At 60.4% G+C, this 23,077-nt stretch carries 19 protein-coding genes; 8 read left to right on the top strand and 11 right to left on the bottom strand.

Translation table 11 applies throughout. The annotated features are described in order from the left end of the window. Positions 1 to 47: 47 nt before the first annotated feature. Positions 48 to 1,061, bottom strand: coding sequence for a UDP-glucose 4-epimerase GalE (gene galE / locus OKC31_RS12690; protein ID WP_270657064.1), 1,014 nt, complete (start codon positions 1,059 to 1,061; stop codon positions 48 to 50). Between the two features lie 201 nt (positions 1,062 to 1,262). Between galE and OKC31_RS12695 the strand changes: the two genes are divergently transcribed. From OKC31_RS12695 to OKC31_RS12720, 6 genes are all read left to right on the top strand, one after another. Then, a complete protein-coding gene (locus OKC31_RS12695; RefSeq protein ID WP_041915397.1) occupies positions 1,263 to 2,270 on the top strand; it encodes a substrate-binding domain-containing protein in 1,008 nt (335 codons plus the stop codon). A 189-nt stretch (positions 2,271 to 2,459) separates the two neighbouring features. After that, complete coding sequence (locus tag OKC31_RS12700) at positions 2,460 to 5,519, top strand: beta-galactosidase (protein WP_247823658.1); 3,060 nt, start codon at positions 2,460 to 2,462, stop codon at positions 5,517 to 5,519. A 276-nt stretch (positions 5,520 to 5,795) separates the two neighbouring features. Then, on the top strand, positions 5,796 to 6,782 hold the full coding sequence (mglB, locus tag OKC31_RS12705; RefSeq protein WP_005340747.1) for a galactose/glucose ABC transporter substrate-binding protein MglB: 987 nt from the start codon (positions 5,796 to 5,798) through the stop codon (positions 6,780 to 6,782). A 53-nt stretch (positions 6,783 to 6,835) separates the two neighbouring features. Further along, positions 6,836 to 8,356: a galactose/methyl galactoside ABC transporter ATP-binding protein MglA gene (gene mglA, locus OKC31_RS12710; RefSeq protein ID WP_033136359.1), complete on the top strand. Its 1,521-nt coding sequence runs from the start codon at positions 6,836 to 6,838 to the stop codon at positions 8,354 to 8,356. 16 nt (positions 8,357 to 8,372) lie between these two features. After that, entirely contained in the window at positions 8,373 to 9,383 is a 1,011-nt protein-coding gene (gene mglC, locus OKC31_RS12715) for a galactose/methyl galactoside ABC transporter permease MglC (protein ID WP_005342585.1), read from the top strand. Between the two features lie 51 nt (positions 9,384 to 9,434). Beyond that, positions 9,435 to 11,168 (top strand): methyl-accepting chemotaxis protein, encoded by a 1,734-nt coding sequence (locus tag OKC31_RS12720; RefSeq protein ID WP_270657065.1) that lies wholly within the window; start codon positions 9,435 to 9,437, stop codon positions 11,166 to 11,168. A 67-nt stretch (positions 11,169 to 11,235) separates the two neighbouring features. On the opposite strand, the gene trmA is transcribed toward OKC31_RS12720, so the two are convergent. Next, entirely contained in the window at positions 11,236 to 12,369 is a 1,134-nt protein-coding gene (gene trmA / locus OKC31_RS12725; protein WP_236767560.1) for a tRNA (uridine(54)-C5)-methyltransferase TrmA, read from the bottom strand. Between the two features lie 170 nt (positions 12,370 to 12,539). Between trmA and OKC31_RS12730 the strand changes: the two genes are divergently transcribed. Together OKC31_RS12730 and OKC31_RS12735 are read left to right on the top strand one after the other, a co-directional pair. Continuing rightward, entirely contained in the window at positions 12,540 to 13,682 is a 1,143-nt protein-coding gene (locus tag OKC31_RS12730; RefSeq protein ID WP_247823656.1) for a DUF5610 domain-containing protein, read from the top strand. A gap of 89 nt (positions 13,683 to 13,771) precedes the next feature. Then, a complete protein-coding gene (locus OKC31_RS12735; RefSeq protein WP_043821496.1) occupies positions 13,772 to 14,305 on the top strand; it encodes an ATP--cob(I)alamin adenosyltransferase in 534 nt (177 codons plus the stop codon). A gap of 99 nt (positions 14,306 to 14,404) precedes the next feature. Here OKC31_RS12735 and malZ read toward each other — a convergent pair whose 3' ends face one another. From malZ to OKC31_RS12780, 9 genes are all read right to left on the bottom strand, one after another. Next, positions 14,405 to 16,234 (bottom strand): maltodextrin glucosidase, encoded by a 1,830-nt coding sequence (malZ, locus tag OKC31_RS12740; RefSeq protein WP_005356962.1) that lies wholly within the window; start codon positions 16,232 to 16,234, stop codon positions 14,405 to 14,407. A 5-nt stretch (positions 16,235 to 16,239) separates the two neighbouring features. Then, positions 16,240 to 17,070 (bottom strand): HDOD domain-containing protein, encoded by an 831-nt coding sequence (locus tag OKC31_RS12745; protein WP_005355498.1) that lies wholly within the window; start codon positions 17,068 to 17,070, stop codon positions 16,240 to 16,242. 88 nt (positions 17,071 to 17,158) lie between these two features. After that, positions 17,159 to 17,575, bottom strand: a complete 417-nt coding sequence (locus OKC31_RS12750; protein WP_247823655.1) for an META domain-containing protein — start codon at positions 17,573 to 17,575, stop codon at positions 17,159 to 17,161. 165 nt (positions 17,576 to 17,740) lie between these two features. Beyond that, a complete protein-coding gene (gene yegD, locus OKC31_RS12755; RefSeq protein ID WP_247823654.1) occupies positions 17,741 to 19,102 on the bottom strand; it encodes a molecular chaperone in 1,362 nt (453 codons plus the stop codon). Positions 19,103 to 19,194: 92 nt separating this feature from the next. Further along, on the bottom strand, positions 19,195 to 20,184 hold the full coding sequence (locus OKC31_RS12760; RefSeq protein ID WP_005340720.1) for a 2-hydroxyacid dehydrogenase: 990 nt from the start codon (positions 20,182 to 20,184) through the stop codon (positions 19,195 to 19,197). A gap of 74 nt (positions 20,185 to 20,258) precedes the next feature. Beyond that, a complete protein-coding gene (locus OKC31_RS12765) occupies positions 20,259 to 20,753 on the bottom strand; it encodes a CreA family protein (RefSeq protein WP_005355485.1) in 495 nt (164 codons plus the stop codon). Positions 20,754 to 20,780: 27 nt separating this feature from the next. Next, the gene (locus tag OKC31_RS12770) at positions 20,781 to 21,227 is read right to left on the bottom strand and encodes an Mpo1 family 2-hydroxy fatty acid dioxygenase (RefSeq protein ID WP_247823653.1); all 447 of its coding nucleotides are present in this window, start codon (positions 21,225 to 21,227) and stop codon (positions 20,781 to 20,783) included. Positions 21,228 to 21,289: 62 nt separating this feature from the next. Further along, entirely contained in the window at positions 21,290 to 22,147 is an 858-nt protein-coding gene (locus OKC31_RS12775; protein WP_075116204.1) for a hypothetical protein, read from the bottom strand. Between the two features lie 147 nt (positions 22,148 to 22,294). Further along, positions 22,295 to 22,681: a TraR/DksA family transcriptional regulator gene (locus OKC31_RS12780; RefSeq protein WP_005356952.1), complete on the bottom strand. Its 387-nt coding sequence runs from the start codon at positions 22,679 to 22,681 to the stop codon at positions 22,295 to 22,297. Positions 22,682 to 23,077: the final 396 nt, after the last annotated feature.

The raw sequence follows: 23,077 nt of genomic DNA on the forward strand, positions 1-23,077 counted from the left end.
TAAAGTATTGAAAAATAGAATCGTTTATTACCGGGGAGCAGGCAGGCCTACTCCTCGTAACCGTTCGGGTTGGCGGACTGCCAGCGCCAGCTGTCGGCGCACATGGCGTCAATGTCCCGGGTCGCCTGCCAGCCCAGCTCGCGCTCTGCCTTGGCCGGATCGGCCCAGCAGGCGGCGATATCGCCGGGACGGCGCGGTTCGATGCGAAACGGCAACGGCTTGCCGCAGGCATTGGAAAAGGCAGCGACCAGCTGCAATACGCTCTGGCCCTGACCTGTGCCCAGGTTGTAGGTGTGCACGCCACCCTTGCCGGCGCAGTGTTGCAGTGCCTTGACGTGCCCCTCGGCGAGATCCATCACATGGATGTAGTCGCGTACGCCGGTGCCATCCACTGTTGGGTAATCGTTTCCAAAGACAGAGAGACAGTCGCGACGGCCGATGGCGACCTGAGTGATATAGGGCATCAGATTGTTGGGAATGCCTTGGGGATCTTCCCCCATGGTGCCCGACTCGTGGGCGCCGACGGGATTGAAGTAACGCAGCAGGGTCATGCTCCAGTGCGGCTCGGCCAGCTGCAGATCCTCGAGGATCTCTTCGATGATCAGCTTGGAACGACCGTAGGGGTTGGTAGCGCTGCGGGGGAAATCCTCGCGGATCGGCAGACTGGCGGGATCGCCGTAGACGGTCGCCGAGGAGCTGAACACCAGATTGTGCACGCCAGCCCGCTTCATCGCCTGCAGCAGGGTGAGGGTGCCGCCGAGGTTGTTCTCGTAGTAATCCAGTGGAATGCGGGTCGATTCACCGACCGCCTTGAGGGCGGCAAAGTGGATCACCGCATCGATCTGCTGTTCGGCGAAGATTCGGTCCAGCAGGGCTGCATCGCGAATATCCCCTTGATAGAACAGGGGTTGCTGGCCGCTGATAGCCGCGACTCGGGCTAGCACGCTGCGCTTGCTGTTGCCGAGGTTGTCGACCACCACGGGATTCATGCCTGCCGCTTGCAAGGCCAGAGAGGTGTGGCTGCCGATATATCCGCAACCGCCGGTGACCAGAACGTTCATCTTGCTCTCCACTGAAAAAGTGTCGGGAAGCAGTCTAGCCGAGGGTGTGGCGACCAAACTGTGAGCTTGCTTGCAAAACAGTGTAAACGATTACATCGTTTTGTGATCATCCTGACGGCAGATATGCGTTTCACCCCTGTTTTCAAAGGGTTTGCTGGGTATAATGGCGCTCTATTGCACAGTGAAAGAAGTGAAAACAGCATGAGCACCATCAAGGATGTCGCCCGTTTGGCCAATGTGTCGGTGGCAACGGTTTCACGGGTGATGAACAACTCCCCCAAGGCCAGCGCCGCGTCTCGCGAAGTGGTGCAGAAGGCCATGGCCGAACTGGGCTACACTCCCAACGCCAACGCGCGGGCACTGGTCAGCCAGACTTGCGACACCATGGGGGTAGTGGTCGGTGACGTGGCCGATCCCTTCTTCGGTGCACTGGTTAAGGGTGTCTCCGGCATCGCCGTCGAGCAGAACCTTCACCTGCTGATGGGTAACGGTTTTCACAAGGCGCGTCAGGAGCGTGAGGCGATCGAGCTGCTGATCGGCAAGCGCTGCGAGGCGCTGGTGGTGCACAGCAAGGCGCTGAGCGACGAGGAACTTTACGATTACGCCATGCGGGTGCCCGGTATGGTGCTGATCAACCGCGATATTCCGGCCCTCAAGGGGCGCTGCATCGCTCTCAACAACCGGCTGGGTGCCGCCACGGCGACCCGTCATCTGATCGAGCTGGGCCACCGCCATATCGCCTTTATCAGCTCGGATCACGCCATCGAGGATGCCACCTTGCGTCTGCAGGGGTATCAGGATGGGCTGATGGAAGCCGGTCTGGCAGCCGATCCCGAGCTTATCGAGAGTGGCACCCCGAACGAGGAGGGGGGCGAGCGCGCCATGCTCAACCTGCTGGCCAAGGGGCTCAAGGTGACTGCCGTGGTGGCTTATAACGATGCCATGGCGGCGGGCGCCATCTCTGTGCTGGCCGACAACGGCCTGCGAGTGCCGGAGGAGGTATCGGTAGTGGGCTTCGATGACATCATCTATGCCAGATATTTGCGCCCCAAGCTCTCCACCATGCGCTATCCCATCGAGCTGATGGCGGCCCAGGCGGCCAAGCTGGCCATTCAGCTGGCGGCGGGGGAGAGTGACGCGACCCAGAGCCGGATCTATACACCCACCCTGATAAATCGCCACTCGGTGGCGCCGGTTCGGGCCGGATAGCTCCCTTTTGCGGCCCTGTTCGGGGCCGTTTCTTGCACGGTTATTGTTTTACCTATTTTTAATCATTTTTACTCCGCTTTACTTAACAAAACAAGTGTAATCGTTTACATCTGTGTGAGCGAGATCGCCGTTCCCTGCGTCATACTTCTCTAGACTGAATAGGTTTTCTAATCAGCAGGGAGAGAGTGAATGCTCAGGGAGATAGTGGCGCGTCAGGATTGGCAGACTCAGGCCATTACGTCGGTAAACCGGCTGGCTGCCCATACCCCCATGTTCAGCTGGCGCAGCGAAACGGATGCCAGGGGTGATCTGGCCTCTTCCTCCCGTCTCTTGCTCGATGGCGAGTGGCGCTTCTCCTTCTTTGCCGCCCCCGAGCGGGTGCCCGAGAGCTGGCTGGTGCAGGATCTGGCGGATACTTGCCCCATTACAGTGCCGGGTAACTGGCAGCTGGATGCCGCCTATCCGGCTGCGCGGCCACTTACCGATGGCCCCATCTACACCAATATCAAGTACCCCTTTCCCTGCGATCCGCCGCGGGTACCGGCAGAGAACCCCACCGGTTGCTACTCCCGCGAGTTCGAACTGCCCGCCAACTGGCTGGCCAGCGGTCAGAGCCGGATCATCTTTGACGGGGTTAGCAGTGCCTTCCACCTTTTTTGCAACGGCCTCTGGGTCGGCTACTCCCAGGACAGCCGGCTGCCCGCCGAATTCGATCTGACTCCTTATCTGCAGAGCGGTCGCAACCGGCTGGCGGTGCTGGTGCTGCGCTGGTCCGATGGCTCCTATCTGGAAGATCAGGATATGTGGTGGCTGTCGGGGATCTTCCGCTCCGTCAGCCTGCTGCACAAACCGTCCCGCCATCTGATGGATATGCGGGTGACCCCCGAGCTGGATGCCTGCTATCGGGATGGCCGTCTCAAGATTGCCCTGCAGGTCGCTAATGGGGCTGGCCTCTCGGTAGAGGCCAATCTCTATGACGGTGGCGAGCGGGTTGCGACCCTGCGCCAGCCGATCGGCACCCAAGCCATTGATGAAAAAGGGGCTTACGACGATCGCGCCGAACTGTGGCTCGACGTGGCTGCGCCGCGCAAGTGGAGCGCCGAGACGCCCCATCTCTATCGCCTGACCCTGACCCTGCGGGACGAGCAGGGCCAGGCTATCGAGAGCGAAGCGTGCGATGTGGGCTTTCGGGTGGTGGAGATCTGTGGCGGCCTGCTGCGGGTCAACGGTCAGCCGCTGCTTATTCGTGGTGCCAACCGTCATGAACACCATCCCGCCAAGGGTTATGCCGTTGATCGCGCCACCATGGAGCGGGATCTGCTGCTGATGAAGCGGCACAACTTCAATGCGGTGCGCTGCTCCCACTACCCCAATCACCCCGACTTCTATCGCCTCTGCGACCGGCTCGGCCTCTATGTGGTGGACGAGGCGAATCTGGAGACCCACGGCATGACCCCCATGGGGCGGCTGGCGCGGGATCCCGCCTGGAGCAACGCTTTTCTGGAGCGGGCCACCCGCATGGTGGCGCGGGATTTCAACCACCCCTCCATCATCATCTGGTCGCTGGGCAATGAGTCGGGGTACGGCCCGGCCCACGATGCCATGTATGGCTGGATCAAGCGCAGCGACCCGAGCCGTCCGGTGCAGTACGAGGGGGGCGGGGCCGATACCCCGGCCACCGACATCATCTGCCCCATGTATGCCAGAACCCATCAGGATCAACCCTTCCCGGCGGTGCCCAAGTGGGCGCTGGCCAAGTGGATCGGCCTGCCCGGCGAGCACCGGCCGCTGATCCTCTGCGAATATGCCCACGCCATGGGCAACAGTCTGGGGGGCTACGGCCACTATTGGCAGGCGTTTCGCGATCATCCACGTCTGCAAGGCGGATTTGTCTGGGATTGGGTCGATCAGGGGCTCGACAAATACACCGCCGATGGCCGCCACTACTGGGGCTATGGCGGCGATTTTGGTGATGTGCAAAACGATCGCCAGTTCTGCTGCAACGGCCTGCTGTTCCCGGATCGCTCCCCCCATCCCGCGCTGTTTGAGGCAAAGCGCGCCCAGCAGCCGTTCCGCTTCACTCTGCTTGAGCACACCCCGCTGCGGGTGCGGATCGAGAGCGAATACCTGTTTCGGGAAACCGACAACGAGCGGCTTTGCTGGCAGCTGTGCGAGAACGGCCATGTGCAGCTGCAGGGGGAGATCTCCCTTGAGCTGGCGCCACAGGGAGTGGTCGAGTTGACCCTGAGCGAGAGGCTGCCCCCCTTTGCGGCAGGCTCACTGGCCTGGCTCGATCTGGCCATCGTGCAGCCACAGGAAACCCTATGGTCGCAGGCGGATCACAAGGTCGCCCGTCAGCAGTTCACCCTGCCGATCCCCCTTGCCCTGCCAGCGCCGGTCGCTGCCGCTACCCTGAGCGAGCAGCCGGATAGCTGGCTGGTCACCACCGCAAACAGCCAGTGGTGGCTCGACAAGCAGAGCGGCCGCATCACCAGTTGGCAAAAATCGGGGCAGGAGCAGTTGCTGGCGCCGATCATGGATCACTTCTACCGGGCGCCGCTCGACAACGACATTGGCACCAGCGAAGCGGATCACGCCGACCCCAACTCCTGGATTGCTCGCTGGCAGGTGTGTGGCCTCGGTCAGTGGCAGCACCGCTGTCTGGGGATCGCGGTCGTCGGAGGGGATATCCGGGTCAGCCATGGTTACTTCCACCACGATGAGCTGCTGCTGGTGAGTCACTGGCATCACCGCTTTACCGACGATGGCGCTATGAGCCTAGAGATAGAAACCGAGCTGGCACAGGTGCTGCCGTCGCTGCCGCGGATTGGCCTGCTGCTTCATCTGGCCGAGGTACCGGCGCGAGCCGAATGGTTGGGACGCGGCCCTCACGAGAACTATCCAGATCGTCTGCTGGGCGCTGATCTGGGGCGCTGGAGTCTGCCGCTGGAGGCGATGCATACCCCTTACATTTTCCCGAGTGACAACGGCTTGCGCTGTGATACCCGCCAGTTGCAGCTGGGCGGCACGACGGTGAACGGCAGCTTCCATTTCAGTGCCAGCCGCTTCAGTCAGCAGCAGTTGGCCGCCGCCCGTCACCAGAGCGATCTGGTGGCCGAAGAGGGGTTGTGGGTCTGCCTCGATGGCGCCCATATGGGGGTGGGCGGTGATGACTCCTGGAGCCAGAGCGTGCGTCCCGAGTATCAACTGCTCGAGCGTCGTTACCGTTGGGGCTGCACTCTCCGCTAATCCAGCTATTGAAGCGACTGTCTAGCCAGTGCGCCATTTTGACAACAGACCAGTAACGACTAGCCTCAATGCTGTGGGAAAGATTGAGTCTCAAATCTGATTTTTATTTATATGTATTTGAAAAATAAATATAAAGTTTCAATGTAACAGAGTGTAAACGTTTTCATTTTGTCGTCATGATCACAGAAGAAATGACAACAAACTGATTACATTGATTGGCGCTTGCTCAATTGCTCGCCACCCTACAACACAGATAGACACATCGGAGCACACATAATGAAAAAACTGACCACAGTTGCCGCCCTGCTGATGGGCATGATGGCTGGAGCCAATGCCCAGGCTGACACCCGTATCGGGGTAACCGTCTACAAGTACGACGACAACTTCATGGCGGTCGTGCGCAAGGCCATCGAGAAGGAGGCGGCAGCCACTCCGGGGGTGGAGCTGCTGATGAACGACTCCCAGAACGACCAGTCCAAGCAGAACGACCAGATCGACGTGCTGCTGGCCAAAGGGGTGAAGGCGCTGGCCATCAACCTGGTTGACCCAGCTGCGGCACCGGTGGTGATTGAGAAAGCCCGTGGCGAAGATATCCCGGTGGTCTTCTACAACAAGGAGCCGAGCGCTACCGATCTGGCCAGCTACGACAAGGCCTACTACGTGGGCACCGACTCCAAGGAGTCAGGGATCATCCAGGGTCAGCTGATTGCCAAACACTGGAAAGCCCATCCGGAGTGGGATCTGAACAAGGATGGCGTGATCCAGTTCGTGCTGCTGAAAGGGGAGCCGGGCCACCCGGATGCGGAAGCGCGTACCTCCTACGTGGTCAAGACCCTGAACGATGGCGGCGTCAAGACCGAACAACTGCACATGGATACCGGTATGTGGGATACCGCCATGGCGAAAGACAAGATGGACGCCTGGATCTCCGGCCCCAACGCCAACAAGATCGAAGTGGTCATCGCCAACAACGACGGCATGGCAATGGGTGCAGTCGAGTCACTGAAAGCCCAGGGCAAGACTGCCATTCCGGTATTCGGCGTCGATGCGCTGCCGGAAGCGCTGGCCATGGTCAAGAGCGGTGCCATGGCGGGTACCGTGCTGAACGATGCGGCCAACCAGGCCAAAGCCACCTTCGAGCTGACCAAGAACCTGGCTGAAGGCAAACCGGCTGGTGAAGGCACCAAGTGGAATATCGTCGACAAGGTAGTACGTGTTGCCTACGTCGGTGTGGATAAAGACAACCTGTCCCAATTCGAGTAATTCCCTCCTCCAGGGCAAGGGAGATCCCCTTGCCCTTTTTTCAACCAGATGTGATGGCTGATATGACAACACAGCAACAATCAGAATGGCTGTTGGAGATGATTGACGTCAGTAAGAGCTTTCCTGGCGTCAAGGCACTCGATAATGTCAATTTACGGGTCCGTCCTCATTCTGTGCATGCGTTGATGGGCGAGAACGGAGCGGGAAAATCCACACTGCTCAAGTGCCTGTTCGGCATTTACGAGAAGGATCAGGGCAAGATCTTCTTCAAGGGGCAGGAGATCAACTTCACCTCCTCGAAAGAGGCGCTGGAAAATGGCGTCTCCATGGTGCATCAGGAGCTCAACCTGGTGTTGCAGCGTACCGTGATGGACAACATGTGGCTCGGCCGCTACCCCACCAAGGGGTGGTTTATCGACCACGGCAAGATGTATGACGACACCAAGCGCATCTTCGATGAGCTGGATATCGACATCGACCCCAAAGTGAAGGTCGCGACCCTGTCGGTCTCCCAGATGCAGATGATCGAGATCGCCAAGGCGTTCTCCTACGATGCCAAGATCGTCATCATGGACGAACCCACCTCCTCCCTGACCGAGAAAGAGGTGAACCACCTCTTCAAGATCATCAACAAGTTGAAGGATAAGGGGTGCGGCATCGTCTACATCTCTCACAAGATGGAGGAGATCTTCCAGCTCTGTGACGAGATCACCATATTGCGGGATGGCCAGTGGGTGGCAACCCAGCCGCTCAAGGGCATGACCATGGATCAGATCATCGGCATGATGGTCGGCCGTGAACTGACCCAGCGTTTCCCGGAAAAGACCAACCAGCCGAAAGAGGTGATCCTCGAGATCGAACACCTGACGGCGAAGAACCAGCCCTCCATTCAGGATGTGACCTTCAACCTGCACAAGGGGGAGATCCTCGGCATCGCCGGACTGGTGGGGGCCAAGCGCACCGACATCGTCGAGACCCTGTTCGGTATTCGTGATCGCAGTCAGGGCAGCATCAAGCTGCACGGCAAAGAGGTAGCCAACCACAACGCCCACGAAGCGATCCGCAACGGCTTTGCGCTGGTGACGGAAGAGCGCCGCTCCACCGGTATCTACTCGCGGCTCGATATCGCCTTCAACTCCCTGATCGCCAACATGGACAGCTACAAGGGCTCCATGGGGCTGCTCAGCGACAACAAGATGAAGAGCGATACCCAGTGGGTGATCGACTCCATGCGGGTCAAGACGCCGACCCAGCAGACCCAGATAGGTTCCCTCTCCGGGGGCAACCAGCAGAAGGTGATCATCGGCCGCTGGCTGCTGACCCAGCCGGAGATCCTGATGCTCGACGAGCCCACCCGCGGCATCGACGTCGGGGCCAAGTTCGAGATCTATCAGCTCATTCTGGAGCTGGCGAAGAAGGACAAGGGGATCATCATCATCTCGTCAGAGATGCCGGAATTGCTGGGGATCACCGACCGCATCATGGTGATGAGCAACGGTCGGGTCGCCGGGATCGTCAATACCAAAGAAACTGACCAGAGCGAGATACTGCGCCTGGCATCTCTGTACCTCTAGAGACAGGAAGACATTTATGGAGTCGGCTAAAAATTTCAATCTGATGCAGGCGCTCAAGGAAAACGCCATCTATCTGGTGCTGCTGGTGCTGCTCATGGTCATCGTGATCCAGGAGCCCTCCTTCCTGAGCCTCACCAACTTCAGCAACATCCTGACCCAGTCCTCGGTGCGGGTCATCATCGCGCTGGGGGTGGCGGGCATCATCATCACTCAGGGGACGGATCTCTCGGCCGGTCGTCAGGTCGGTCTGGCGGCACTCATCGCGGCAACCATGTTGCAGGCGCTGACCAACGTCAACAAGGTGTTCCCGACGCTGGGGGAGGTGCCCATTCCTGCGGTGATCCTGCTGGTGTGTGTGGTGGGTGCCCTGATTGGTCTGGTCAACGGTCTGATCGTGGCCTACCTGAACGTTACCCCGTTCATTACCACCCTGGGCACCATGATCATCGTCTACGGTATCAACTCCCTCTACTTCGACTCGGTCGGGGCTTCGCCAGTGGCTGGGTTTGACCCCCGCTTCTCCAGCTTCGCCCAGGGGTTTATCCGGATCGGCGGCTTCAAGCTCTCGTACCTCACCTTCTACGCGGCCATCGCCAGCGTCTTTGTCTGGGTGCTGTGGAACAAGACCCGCTTTGGCAAGAACATCTTCGCCATCGGCGGCAACCCGGAAGCGGCCAAGGTTTCCGGTGTCAACGTGGCGGTCAATCTGGTGATGATCTATGCGCTGGCGGGGGTCTTCTACGCCTTCGGCGGCATGCTGGAAGCGGGCCGGATCGGTAGTGCCACCAATAACCTCGGTTTCATGTACGAGCTCGACGCCATCGCGGCCTGCGTGGTGGGCGGGGTGTCGTTTGCCGGCGGGGTGGGAACTGTCGCAGGTGTGATCACCGGCGTACTTATCTTCACCCTGATCAACTATGGTTTGACCTATATCGGCGTCAGCCCTTACTGGCAGTTCATCATCAAGGGCGGCATCATCATTCTGGCGGTGGCCCTGGACTCCATGAAGTACGCCAAGAAGAAATAACGATTGGCAGAGAGGGTTGGCGTTGCCAGCCCTCTCTTCTGGAGGGAACCCATGCCATTCAAGGTCAAGATTTACCTCTTGCTGCTACTGGCCATTCTGGTCACCATCGGCACCGCCGGGCTCAGCGTCAACCACTTCATCAGTGGCTACATTCGCACTCAAGCCACCCACAACATCAACGAACAGATCACTCTGGTCAAAGAGAAGCTGGCCAGTGACATCAATCAAAAGATCCTGTTGGCTGCCAACCTCAACTTCGGGGTGACCAACGTCAAGAAGACCCTGCAAGAGACCGGCTTTCACAACATCGTCAAGGTGATCGGCGACATGGCATTCGACGTGAGCGGGGTCATCAACGACAGCGCCAAAGTGGATGCCCTGCGCAAGTTGATCCCCGCCGCCAATAACCAGATCACCGTCAGCCTGCTGCAACAGGTGGATGGCAAGCCGGTCATCACCATTCTGGTGCCGCGCGGCGCTGATTCCGCCTATCTCTACTACCTCGACATGAGCGAGTTCACAAGCCTGCTGGAGAAGATGAGTGGCGATGGCCGCTACTTCTCGCTGGCCGACAGTCAGGGTAACAGCCTCTATGACAGCAAGCCGCAGGGGGAGAGCGAAGCGCGCCCCAACCAGCTGGATATTCGCGGCAGCAGCTGGACGCTGACCGGCTACATCGATCTTGACTACATCAGGGCCATGACCCGGGCTCTCAACGGCCAGATCATCATGGCGCTGTGCGGCGTGGCTATCGTGGTGATGGTGCTGGCGATGCTGGCGCTCAATGTGGCATATCGCCCCATCCTCTCGTTGCGGGATCTGGTGCTGGAGCTCTCTCGCGGCAGCGGCGATCTCACCCGCCGGCTGGCGGTGACCAGCAAGGATGACCTTGGCCAGATCTCGGCCGGCATCAACCGCTTTATCGAGCGGCTGCAGGAGATGATGGGGGAGGTGCGGCAGGCGAGCGGCCAGCTCAACAGCGGCATCGAGGGGCTGGCCAGTCAGACCGGCGCCGCCCAGTCCCTGCTGGCGGATCATGTACGCGAGACTGAGCAGGTGGTGACCGCCATCAACGAGATGAGCCGCACCGCGGTCTCCGTCTCCGAGAGTGCGGCCAGCACCGCCCAGCTCACCGGTCAGAGCCAGCAGCTGGCGAGCCAGTCCCGTCAGGTGGTGGATCAGGCCATGGCCAGCGTGATGGCGCTGGTGGACGAAGTGGAAGCCACTGCCCGCTCCATCGAGGCGATGCAGCAGGATGTGCAGCAGATTGGCTCTGTGCTGGGGGTGATCGGCAGCATTGCCGAACAGACCAACCTGCTGGCCCTCAACGCAGCCATCGAGGCGGCCCGCGCTGGTGAACAGGGGCGTGGCTTTGCGGTGGTGGCGGACGAGGTGCGTTCCCTCGCAGCCCGTACCCAGCAGAGCACAGCCGAGATCCAGACCATGCTGGCCAGTCTGCAGCGGGGCACCCGCACCGTGGTGGATGCCATGGGTAACACCAAGCAGAGCTGTCAGGGGGCGGCCGAGAACACCACCCGGGTCAACGAGTCGCTGGATCTGATGGCAGGGGAAGTAGTGGAGATCAACGATCTCATCAGCCATATCGCCACGGCGGCGGAGCAGCAGAGCGCGGTGGCCGAAGAGATCAACCGCAACATGAGCGCCATCGCCGAGGTGATCCGCCAGCTGACTCACAATGGCGAAGCGACGGTTGCCAGCTCCGCGGCGATGCAGCAGACCTACGACCGGCTGCGGGAGATCGTGGGTCACTTCCAGCTGGAGTGAGGCCGATGTTCAGTCAATAACAAAACAGGGCCATCCGGCCCTGTTGTTGTTTTCCTGTCTGCCTAAATCAACCGGCCTTGCGGCGCAGATAGACCCCGGCTTCCATATGATGGGTCCAGGGGAACTGGTCGAACAGGGCGAAACGGGCGATCTCGTGGGTTTCGCCCAGCACGGCCATGTTGGCCTGCAGGGTATCTGGGTTGCAGGAGATGTAGAGGATGTTGTCGTACTCCTGCACCAGCTTGACGGTGGCATCATCGAGACCAGCGCGGGGCGGGTCGACGAAGATGGTGTTGCACTGGTAGCTCTTGAGATCGACCCCCTTGAGGCGGTTGAACTCCCGCTCGCCACGCATCGCCATGGTGAACTCTTCGGCCGACATGCGAAGGATGATCAGGTTGTCGACGCCGTTGGCGGCGATGTTGAACTGGGCGGAGTCGACGCTCGGCTTGGCGATCTCGGTGGCCAGCACCTTGCGGAAGTTCTGCGCCAGCGCGATGGAGAAGTTGCCGTTGCCGCAATAGAGCTCCAGCAGGTCCCCTTCGCTCCCCTTGGTCACATCCAGCGCCCAGGCCAGCATCTGCTCGTTGATGGCGGCGTTGGGCTGGGTGAAGCTGTTCTCCACCTGTTTGTAGGTGAGCTGGCGACCCGCCACGTTGAGCTGTTCGATGACGAAGTCATCCCCCAGACAGATCTTCTGCTTGTGGGCGCGGCCAATCAATTGCAGCTCGAACCCCTTGGCGCGCAGATCGGCCTGCAGCACTTCGGCGGCTTGTTGCCATTCGGCCTCCAGCTTGCGGTGATAGAGCAGGCTGACAATGATCTGGCCGGACTGGGTGGAGAGGTAGTCAATCTGGAACAGCTTGCGGCGCAGCACCGGGTGTGGGCGCAGCCCCTCCAGCAGCAGCGGCATCAACTGGTTGATGAGGCGGCTGGCGGTGGGGAAGTGGTCTATCTTGATGATCTCTTTGGTCGCCGGGGCATACATGCAGTGGAAGAGGTCATCCCCTTCGTGCCAGATGCGAAATTCGGCGCGCATCCGGTAGTACTCCGCCGGCGAGCTGTGCACTTCCAGCGCCGGGAGGGTGAAGCCGGCAAACAGCTCGGTGAGGCGAGCACGCTTTTCGTCGAGTTGGGCCTGATAGTCGGCCGCGGTTCTGGGCGCCGGAGCGTTCGCGGAAGGCTGTTGGGACTGGGTCATAAATACCTCACATGCACACCGGCCGGGCCGGGTCGAAATCGGGGGAAGGCTACAGGCCACCCAAAGGGGCCCGATTTTAAAAGCCAGCCGCAGATTGTCCAGCATTTTATGGTCAAGAAGTGTTCAGTCAGGCCGATAGCTGATCTACAGGCATGGTGGGAGGACACATTATGCAGATCGAAGGCGTGGGCGCAGCCCAACCCAAGGGAGTGGGTGTTTCTCCCAAATCGCCGCAACAGGCGGAGCAGAAACAGGTCAAGAGCGAGGAGGAGGTCTCCTTGCACAAGCCGCCCAAGTGGGCGCAGGTGCTGATCCAGCAGGCATTGCAGTTCTCGCTGGAGATCAACGGCCAGGGCTATCAGGCGCCGAAGGTGAAAGAACCTGAGGAGATCACCCCGGAGACCCTGTTCGACTTCCAGTCGGTGGCGGACAACGTGCTGCAGTTCGTGACCGGGCGGCTTGGTGCCGCGCGGGCCGATGGCAAGTCTGACGACGACCTGACCGGGATGATGGAGCAGGCCCGCAAGGGGGTCGACAAGGGCTTTGACGAGGCGAAGAAGCAGCTCGGCAAGTGGGCGACTGACAACGACGATATCAAAACCGGTATCGATCAGAGCTACAAGCTGATCCAGAAAGGGCTCGAGGAGTTCGAGAAGGAGTTCTTCGGCAAGGTCTCTCCGACCGACATGGGACAGGCCGAGATGGCCAGTCGCCAGCAGGGGTATCTGGAGATCCAGACCAAGGATGGCGACAAGGTGGTGCTGCGCTTCAACGACAGCTGGCAGACCAAGTCCCAGACCAGCGAGAGCGGCAGCCAGTTCAGCCTCAAGTCGAGCCAGAGCTTCAGCTTCTCGCTGGAGGGGGACCTCAGCAGCGACGAGATGGAGTCCATCGGCAAGTTGGTCAAGGGGATCGACGAGCTGGCGGGGAACTTCTTCTCCGGCAACTTCGAGGATCTGCTGAACAAGGCGGGCGAGCTGAAACTGGATGACAGCCAGCTGGCCTCCTACTCCCTCAAGCTCAAGCAGAGCGTCAAGCTGAGCCAGACCTATCAGGGGGCGCACTCCCTGCAGGATCTGATCAAGCCGTTTGCCGACTATCTGCCGAAGCTGGATCAGGTGCAGAAACAGGCGGATAGCCTGCTGCCCCCAGCCCAACAACAGGCGTTGACCCCGGCCGTGCTGGCGGCGAGAGGAGAAGAGGAACCGGCGCAGGTCGATCGCTTCACCAGCTTCAACCAGAGGATGCTGGAGGCGCTGCGGATGATCAACCAGTTCCAGCCCTCCACCGAGCCCGCCAGTAAGAACGCCTGAGCCACAGCGCGTAACGCAAGTAATGACCTGCCGTTTGCCAGCCCTTCCCGGGGCTGGCAAACTGGCCTTTTCTCCAATCCGGTTGCCCCATGAACCCCAAGAAGCCAAGAGACAAGCGCGAGCTCTGCTACCCCTTTATCTTCGAAACCTCGCTCAAATGTGATTTTGAAATCGCCACCGACGAGCTCTGCTGTCAGGTCGGGGCTGTGCTGTCACACCTTGCGCCGGATGCCGATACCGAGCCCATGCTGGCGGATCTCGCGGCGTTGCAGCGACTTATCTACAACCTCAACGGCTCGGTACGCGGCAAGCTGGGGATCTTCGATGCAGATCTTGAGTGGCTCAAGGCCCGTTACGACCACTATAACGAGGCGAGTCGCGGCAGCGTCACCGGTTTTGTGCTGCCACAGGGGCCACAGCCCATTCCCACCCTCCATCTGTGCCGCTGCGGCAGCAAGAAGGTGGTGCGGCTGCTGGTCAGGCTGGAAGAGAGCGGGGTGGCCTTCGATCCCATTCTCTATCGCTTCGCCAACCTGCTGGCCAACTTCTTCTTCGTGCTCACCGTCTACCTCAAGCAGCGCTGGCAGGTGCCGGAAGTGCCCTACGTCAGCATCAACTACTGATGGTGGCTGGCTAGGGGCCAGACGTCATGGTGGATTGAATGGAATAAAAAACCGGAGCCTTGGGCTCCGGTTTTGTTTTTCAGCGCGTAAGTTGCCCGCTCAGCTGGAGATCAGCACTCTCGCCGAGTTGGCGGGGATGGTGAGCTGCACCTCGCCCTGCACCACTTCAAACTTCTCGCCGTTGAAGGCGTCGGTGAAGCGGCTGGCCGGGCTCGCGGTCTGCCACAGGGGCAGGCTGATGGTGCGCGGCTCGCTCGGGTGGCGGTTGCAGGCCACCACCACCTGATCGCTCTGCAGGGTACGGGCGAACACATAGCTGTGGGGCCCGGCGTAGAGGGTCTGGATATCGCCACGGCGCAGGGAGGGGCGCTGGCGGCGGATCTGGATCAGCCGACGATAGTGGTCGTGCAGCACGTGATCCCAGTCTGTGGTATCCCACGGGAAGCAGCGGCGGCAGTCCGGATCGTTGCCGCCGGAGAGTCCCACTTCATCTCCGTAGTAGATGGACGGCACGCCGATATAGGTGAGCAGCAGGGTGGCGGCCAGCTGCATCCGCTGCTTGTCTTCACCCAGCAGGTGGAGGAAACGGGCGGTATCGTGGCTGTCCAGCAGGTTGAACTGGGCCAGCTGGTTCTTGAACGGGATGTGGGCCCGCGCCAGCTTGAGCCAGCGATCCAGCTCTTCGGCGCTGATCTTGATGGGGTGGTAGGCGATATCCTGCCCCGCCAGGAAGGCGCGGATCGGATGGGCGAAGCCGTAGTAGTTCATGGCGCCATCCTCCTGATCCCCTTGCAGCCACTGGCTCGCCTCGAAGAAGTGTTCGCCGAGCACATAGGCGTCCGGGTTCTCCTGCTTCACTGCCCCGCGAATGGCGCGCACGTGACTGCGATTGCCCTCGGCGGTGCCGCGCTCGCCCAGCATGTGGATGACGTCAAAGCGCCAGCCATCGATCTGGTAGGGGGCGCGCATCCAGTAGCGAAGGATGGCATCGTCAGCCCGATAGACGGCGTCCTGCACCTTCTCGCAGGAGAAATCGAGCTTGGGCAGGCTGCGAATGCCCTTCCAGCTGACGTAATCCCCTTCTTTATCAAAGGTGTAGAAGCTGCGCCACGGGGAGTCCGGGTTGCTCTGGGCGCCCAGTGGCGGGCAGAACCAGGGGTGCTCGGTAGAGGTGTGGTTGACCACCGCATCGAGGATGATCTTCATGCCGCGCTGGTGCAGGTTGCGGGTCAGCTCGGCGAACTGCTCGTTGCTGCCGAGGTGGGCATCGACCTTGAAGTAGTCCTGGGTGTCGTACTTGTGGTTACTCGGCGAATCGAAGATGGGGTTGAGGTAGAGCGCCGTCACCCCGAGAGATTGCAGATAGTGCAGCTTGGCATCGATGCCCGCCAGATCGCCGCCATAAAACTCGCAGGCGCCGTGGCCCTCTTCATGACGACTGACCGGCTCACCCCACGCTTTGCTGATCACCGCCTTGCCACGGTACTCGTACTCGTGATGCTTGACGCTCAGCGACGGATCGCCGTTGCAGAAGCGGTCGGGGAAGATCTGGTAGAACACCTGATCCTGCACCCAGGCCGGTGGCTGGTGCAGGCTGTTGAAGCGAAAATGTTGCTCCCGTGGCGGCATGGACGCGCTGACGCCCGCCCCGTGCAGCCACCACTGCTCCTCGTCGGTGAGGCACTTGAAGCTGTAGAGGTGGATATCTTGTCCTTTGATGAGCGGCAGGGTCGCCTGCCACACCTGCAGCCGATCGCGGGTGGAGACCGCCGTCATCGGAATCAGGTACTCCTCGTTATCCGGCTCGTGGCGCAGCCACACCTCGCGGATCGGCGCATCCAGCTCGCTAAAGAGGGTCAATTGCAGTGCGTCGGCGCTCTCTTTGAACCAGGGCGCCACCTGGGGATGAAACAGAAACGGATGGGTCATGATGCTTATTGAGTCAGAAGATCGGCGAGGGCATTACCCTGTTCATGCAGTGTTTCGAGCTGGCCTGCCAGCGACTTGGGATCCAGTCCCAACTGGTCGGCGAGCGGTTTGGGGAAACGGGCGATGATGGCCTGGGCAGGCACGCCCGCGTTCCAGGCGAAGGAGATAAACACGGCGAGGCGGATCAGCACCGCCTCCTTGCTGACCGGATCGTGGGAGAGCGGGTCAAGCTGTTGGGAGATGGCATCGACGAAGGCCTCGGAGAGGTTCCAGCGCCGCGCCAGCTCGGCACCAAGCTGGGCATAGTCGTAGCCCAGCATCTCCCGCTGGGCCTCGACCCGGCTGCTGCCGTTCTGGATCGCCATGTTGATGAGCTCGGCTTCTTCCGGCAATGTGCTCTGGATAAGCAGTTCGCCGATGTTGTGGATCAGAGCGCAGGTGAAGGCGGTCTCGGGATCCATCACCTTGGCCTCCTGAGCCAGGGTTTTGGCGATGGTGGCGACCTGGAAGGTCTCGGTCCAGAACTTGTTCTTGTCGAAGCTGGGCGGGGCCTTGAAGGTACCGATGATGCCGGAGGCGACCACCACGGAGCGCAGCCTGTTGAAGCCGAGCCGGATCACCGCCTGTTCGATGGAGGTCACTTCGTTGCCCCGGCGCAGGGCAGCCGAGTTGGCCATCCGTAGCACCTTGACGCTGATCACCTGATCCATGGCGATCTTGGCCGCAATCTCGTCGATGCGGGCATTCTCGTCGTTGAAGCTCTGCATCAACTCGTGCAGCAGCTTGGGAATAGTGGGGAGTTGTTTGATCTTGTCAAACAGGCGATCCATCGACATGGCTGAGGCAGCCTCCGTTGCGAACTCTGCCTCATATTGTGCCACAGCCGGACAACATGTTCCTGTTTGTGATGCGGCTTTGTGAGCGCTAGAACACCCAGTCGCGCAAGGTGTATTCCAAACGGTGCTGTTTGCCCTGCAGAATCAGGTTCTGACTGGTGCCGCTCAGGGTTGCACCCTCGGTAAGGGTGGTCAGTACAGCCTGTTCGATATTGTCGAGCGGCGGCATGCAGGCCATTTCGGTGCTGCCCAGACTGGTGACCCACAGTTTGTCATCTTCCAGATGGCCCTGACCGAAGTAGCGGTTGCAACCGGCGATGCCGTTGACGGTGAAGTGCTCGCCGATCTCGAAATCGGGGGGATTGTCGCGGGGGGCCTTGATCGGTTCGCCATCCAGTTTGCTCAGTACCCAGTGGTGGTGTTGCAGATCTTGCTGAACAAAGGCGGTCGAGCTGCAGCCAGCGAGCAGTAACAGGGGGATCAGCAAAAAGGGCAATCTGGGCATGAGGGGGCTCCGGTTGGGGGAGCGTCAAGAATACCCTTTTTGGGCAGTCGGGAGCAGGGCGGGAGAGGGGACGACCGACCGCTTCTGTCGTCCCTTGTCTCGCGAGGCTGTCGCTTAATGGCAACACCTTGGTGATGTTGCCATCAATTTACGCTATCTCAGGGATCAGTTGGTGAATAGCCGCTCGGCATAACGGGCGAGACCCGCGGCCACCGAGCCGAAGTCATCGCCACCCTCAAGCGGGATGGACGGGAGCTTCTGGCGGATAAAGCTGGCGATCAGCGGCGAGCGGGCGCTACCGCCGGTGACGAAGATGCGATCCGGCTGCACACCGGCGGCGGCAATCGCTTCGTCCATCAGGTCGCCAATCTTCTCCAGCAGCAGGGCCGAGGCGTTGGCCAGCTGTTCGCGGGTCAGCTCCGCTTCCAGCCCTTTTTCCAGCTCGGCCAGCGACTGGCGATTGAGTTCCTGCTCCGAGAGGGCGATCTTGCCCTGCTCGGCACGCCATACCAGCTGGTGGCTCAGCTTGTGGGCCCGCAGGTTGGCCAGACGCCCCAGCTTGCTGCCGGGTTGGCTGTCGAGCTGCAGATCCTGCAGCTGGCGGGCGGTGTCGAGGCTGTAGAAGCGGCTCTGGGCGCTGACGTCGTTGATGGCGGCCGCATCCCAGAACAGCGGGTGTGGCAGCGGCTTGCCGGTCTTGAGGGTCTCGTGCATGCCGAGCAGCGGCATCATCCCCTCCACCGTCAGGCGGATATCGAAGTCGTTGCCGCCGATCCGCTGGCCGCTGTGGCCGAGCAGATCGCCGCTGCGATCCAGCTGATCGCGGTAGCTCGGTCCCATCCGCAGCATGGAGCAGTCGGTGGTACCGCCGCCGATATCCACCACCAGTACCACGGCGTCTTCAGTGAGGCGCGCCTCGAATTCAAACCCGGCGGCCACCGGCTCATAGAGGAATTCTACCTGCTCGAAACCGGCCAGACGGGCCGCCTCGGTCAGGATGGCGATAGCTTGCTGGTTGCTCTCTTCCCCCGCCAGACCCTGGAAGTTGACCGGACGGCCGATCACCGCCTGGCGGATCGGTGCACCGAGCTGTTGTTCCGCCTGCTGGCGGACATGGAGCATCATGGCGCAGACGATGTCTTCAAACAGGGCGATCTGGGGGGCCTTGAGGCCATAGGCACCGAGGAAGGATTTCGGTGACTTGATGTAGTAGCCGTCGTCCGGCTCTTCCAGATAGCGCTCCAGTGCAGCGCCACCAAAGCTCAGCTCGTCGATCAGTCCCTCTTCGCGCATCTGGCGGCGAACCATCTGGGCGCGGGTGACCACGGGGCCACGCAACTTGAGGTACTCCGCCTGCTGGGCGGGGGCCAGCCCTTCGGCCAACAGACCGGCGATAGCATCCCGGTGGGGCGCATGCAGGGTGGAAGGGAGATAGCGGGATGCGCCAAGATTCAGCAGCCTGGGGCTACCTTGTTCCATCACGGCCACGGCACAGTTGGAGGTGCCGTAATCAAATCCGATAAACATGGGCGCCAGACTCCTGAATAAAAAAGGGGGGCTAGCCTACCCGAAGGCGCCGGGTCTCACAACCCGGCGCGTGACGAAGAGAGGGCGAGCCCTTATTCCACTTCGTTGTCGCAGCGGCCCTGGCTCTCGATGGCGCGGATATTGCCGAGGGTGGTATCGGCGATGGCGTGCAACGCCTCGCGGGTCAGGAACGCCTGATGGCCGGTGAACAGCACGTTGTGGCAGGCTGACAGGCGGCGGAACACGTCATCGGTGATCACCTCGTTGGACTTGTCGGAGAAGAAGAGATCCTCTTCCTCTTCGTAGACGTCCAGCCCCAGCGCGCCGATACGGGAGGTCTTGAGTGCCTCGATGGCAGCGTTGGAGTCGAGCAGGCCGCCACGGCTGGTGTTGATGATCATTACCCCGTCCTTCATCTTGGCAAATGCCTCCTTGTTCAACAGGTGGTAGTTCTCTTTGAACAGCGGGCAGTGCAGGCTGATGATATCGGATTGGCGGAACAGGGTATCGAGATCCACGTACTCGGCTCCCAGCTCGATGGCCGCCGGATTCTGGTAAGGGTCGTTCACCAGCAGGCGAACCCCGAAGCCCTTGAGGATACGCAGGGCGGCCAGACCGATCTTGCCGGTACCGATGACGCCAACGGTCTTGCCATGCATGTTGAAGCCGACCAGCCCTTCCAGCGAGAAGTTGGCGTCGCGGGTGCGCTGATAAGCCTTATGGATGCGGCGGTTGAGGCACATCATCATGCCGACAGCATGCTCGGCGGTCGCCTCGGGGGAGTAGGCGGGCACTCGCACCACTTTCAGCCCCAGCTCTTTGGCGGCGGCCAGATCCACGTTGTTGTAACCGGCGCAGCGCAGGGCGATCACCTGGGTGCCGTTGGCAGCCAGTTCGGTCAATACCTCGCGGTCGGCATCGTCATTGACGAACAGACACACCACCGGGAAGCCGTGAGCCAGTCGGGCCGTTTTGGCCTCCAGCCGCACATCGAAAAACTCCAGGTCGAAGCCGTATTGGCTGTTGGCCTGGTTGAAATGCTCTTTGTCATAGCTCTTGGTACTGAATACGGCGACTTTCATGGTATGTGCTCCGCAGCGTGTGTGTCGTCAAATTACAACAAAATGGGTCAGCTATCACCGGACAAACCGGCTGGTTATTGTCCCCACGGCATAATGGGAACGGCGCTGACTGCACTCTTGTACGAACCATCCACCAGTTTGGTGCTGTAGGTCAGGTAAACCAGTGCATTGCGTTTCTTGTCGTAAAAACGCACCACTTTCTGCTCCTTGAACACCAGCGAGGTGCTGACATCGAACACCTCTTCCCCCGCCTTCAGCTTTTCGGGCAGGGTGATGGGGCCGATCTGGTGGCACGACAGGGAGGCGTGGGAGGGATCTTCCGCCAGGCCCAGCCCGCCTTTTACACCACCGGTCTTGGGGCGCGCCAGATAGCAGGCGACGCCGTCGATGCGCGGGTCGTCGAACGCCTCCACCAGGATCTTGTGGTTGGGGCCAAACAGCTTGAAGGCTGTGCTCACTTCACCGACCGGGTCGGCCTTGTCGGCCAGTGCCGGGCCGGCAAACAGGGCCCCCAGCAGCAGGGGCAGGGCGCGGCGCAGGGCGTTATGTCGCGTGTGGTTATGTGTCATGGTCTCTCCTGTTGGCCTGGCCCCCCTTCAATAGGGAATGCCCAGGCGACGATAGAGGCTGGCAAGCACCCAGGCGGGGCCTATCAGCAGAAATTGCAGGTCGGCGAGGAAGGAGGGGCGCTTGCCCTCGATCTTGTGGCCGACAAACTGGGCTATCCAGAGAATCACGAACGCCGCCACCGCGGGCCACAGCAGCGGCCCCTGCCATTGGTGGCAGATCCACAATCCCAGCGCGGTCAGCCCGGCCATCCCCGCGAACAGCGAAAACGACAGTTGCAGATAGAACAGCAGCACCGGAATGGCTGCCACTGCCGCCCAGTTGAGGGGCTCTGGCAAGGGCCCGTGTGGCAGACACCAGAGCAGCGCCAGCGAGCAGAGATAGATGCCCGGCACCGCCAGTTTGTGGATGGCGACGTTTATCGGATGGCGATGGCTCTGGCCATACTCCGCAAACCACTCCTGGATTCCCTTCATGGCACCTCCCTGGCGCACTGTGTTCTCGCTGCCCGACCCTCATGGTCAGGCGCTCGGGATGATTATCCCTGCGGTGGATACTCCCAATATTGGGCCGGAATGGATTTTAGCAACGGGGTCATATCCGGATTGGGCAGGGCGATGGTGACCCGCTGATCGAGGTTGGCGCTGGCGAGCGCTTCGCGGATCTTGGGGTTGTCATTGAAGAACTTCATAAAGCTGCCATCGGCATAGGCCCGCTCCAGCCCGGCCTGAATCGCCTTGGCCAGCTTGGGGTATTCGGGGCTGACGAAGAAGAACTGGGCGAAGGGGTAGCGGATCAGCAGATGCTGCTCGATGGCGAGGTTGGGATACTGCGCCACCAGTTCGCTGCGCTCGGCGAAGATTTCCACCAGGGCGCGCGGGAAGAAGTCGATCTTGTCGCCGTCGTTGATAAGGCGAAACAGGCTGCTGTATCGGCCGGAGAAGGTCGGGATGCCTGCATTTTCCAGAATTTTGTTATCGGCCCAACCGACCCCTTGCGCCGCCTTCAGCTGTTTGAGGTCGGCCAGGGTATTGATCTGGTTGAACTTCTCCTGAGCGTCCGCGTGGATGAACGACAACCGCAATCCTTCCAGCCCGCGAAACAGCGGAATGGGGACGGCAATCAGGGAGGATTCGAGCTCGCTGGAGGTGCCCATCCAGAAGACGTTGATGGTCTTGCCCTTGCTCAGCTGCTGCTGGAGGGTGAACTGGTTGAGGTCGAGTTCGACAGGCTGGATGCGAAAGGGTTGCCCGGAGCGGGTCAGGGCCAGTTCCAGCAGCTTGTACTGGTACTCCTGGTCAAGATTGTTGACGGGACGGCTGGGGACCTTGACCGTCAGAACCTGTGCTTGTGCCAGCAGTGGCAGGCACAAACACAGCTTGATGAGCCATTTCACTCTCTGTTCTCCTGTAGATTCCGGAAGGTGTCCGGAGTCTAACAGAACTTGTCACCATCTTGCTGCGAGGCGTTGTGCAAGGTTTGAGCGCGGGGCCCTGCCTTGCTGGCGTCTGTTGCACCAGAATGGTGACGGTTCTTCGAAGAATCAGGCGACGCGACGGAACACGTGGGTATCGTTAAATTCCTTGGTGCTCTGGCATTCGACGCAGAAACGGGATTCCGGACGGGCATGCAGCCGCTTGAGAGAGATCTCGTCACCGCAAGATTCGCAGTAACCAAAATCCCCTTCGCTGATGCGCTTCAATGCGCCCCGCAGCTTGCGCAGGTGCAGCTTGTCGTGCTCGATGCGGTTCAGCTCCAGACGGCGGGCTTCCTCGATACTGGCACGGTCAATTTCATCAGCCATCTCGTTGGTGTCGGTGGCGATGGCCTGGCTGGCCTGGGAGTTCAGGCGCTCTTCGAGCTCGACGATCTGTCGCTCGATCTGCCCCTTGTAAAAGGCCAGTTGGTCTTCAGTCATGAAATCACACATACGATTAACTACCAGTCAGTTTACTAACCCAATTATCCCTGTTTATGGGGGCTGTCTGCCTACAGACCAAGCCCTTGTATCCCGATTTGCACCTGTTTCATGCAAGAGAGTGCAAATCAGGGCGGGCCTTGTACCAAAAAAATGCAGCCAAGCAAAGCAAATAGGATAAGGATTGTGCGCCCTTGCAAAAAAATGGTCCGTTCCTGCGGGGGATTGGTCGGGATCTGGCGCCTGCTTCACCCTCTGTTGGCATCGCCTTTGCAACGATGAGAGGGGGGGGCTTCGTACGGATTTGAGTGTTTAGTATTTGGTGCCGCCTTGGTCATTATATGCGCCGTTATTTATAGTTTTTTAAACACGCCCGCTTGACATTGCCCTTGATGGCGGGCTTTTATG

The organism is Aeromonas sp. Y293-4 (assembly GCF_027705905.1).
Lineage (GTDB): Bacteria > Pseudomonadota > Gammaproteobacteria > Enterobacterales > Aeromonadaceae > Aeromonas > Aeromonas veronii.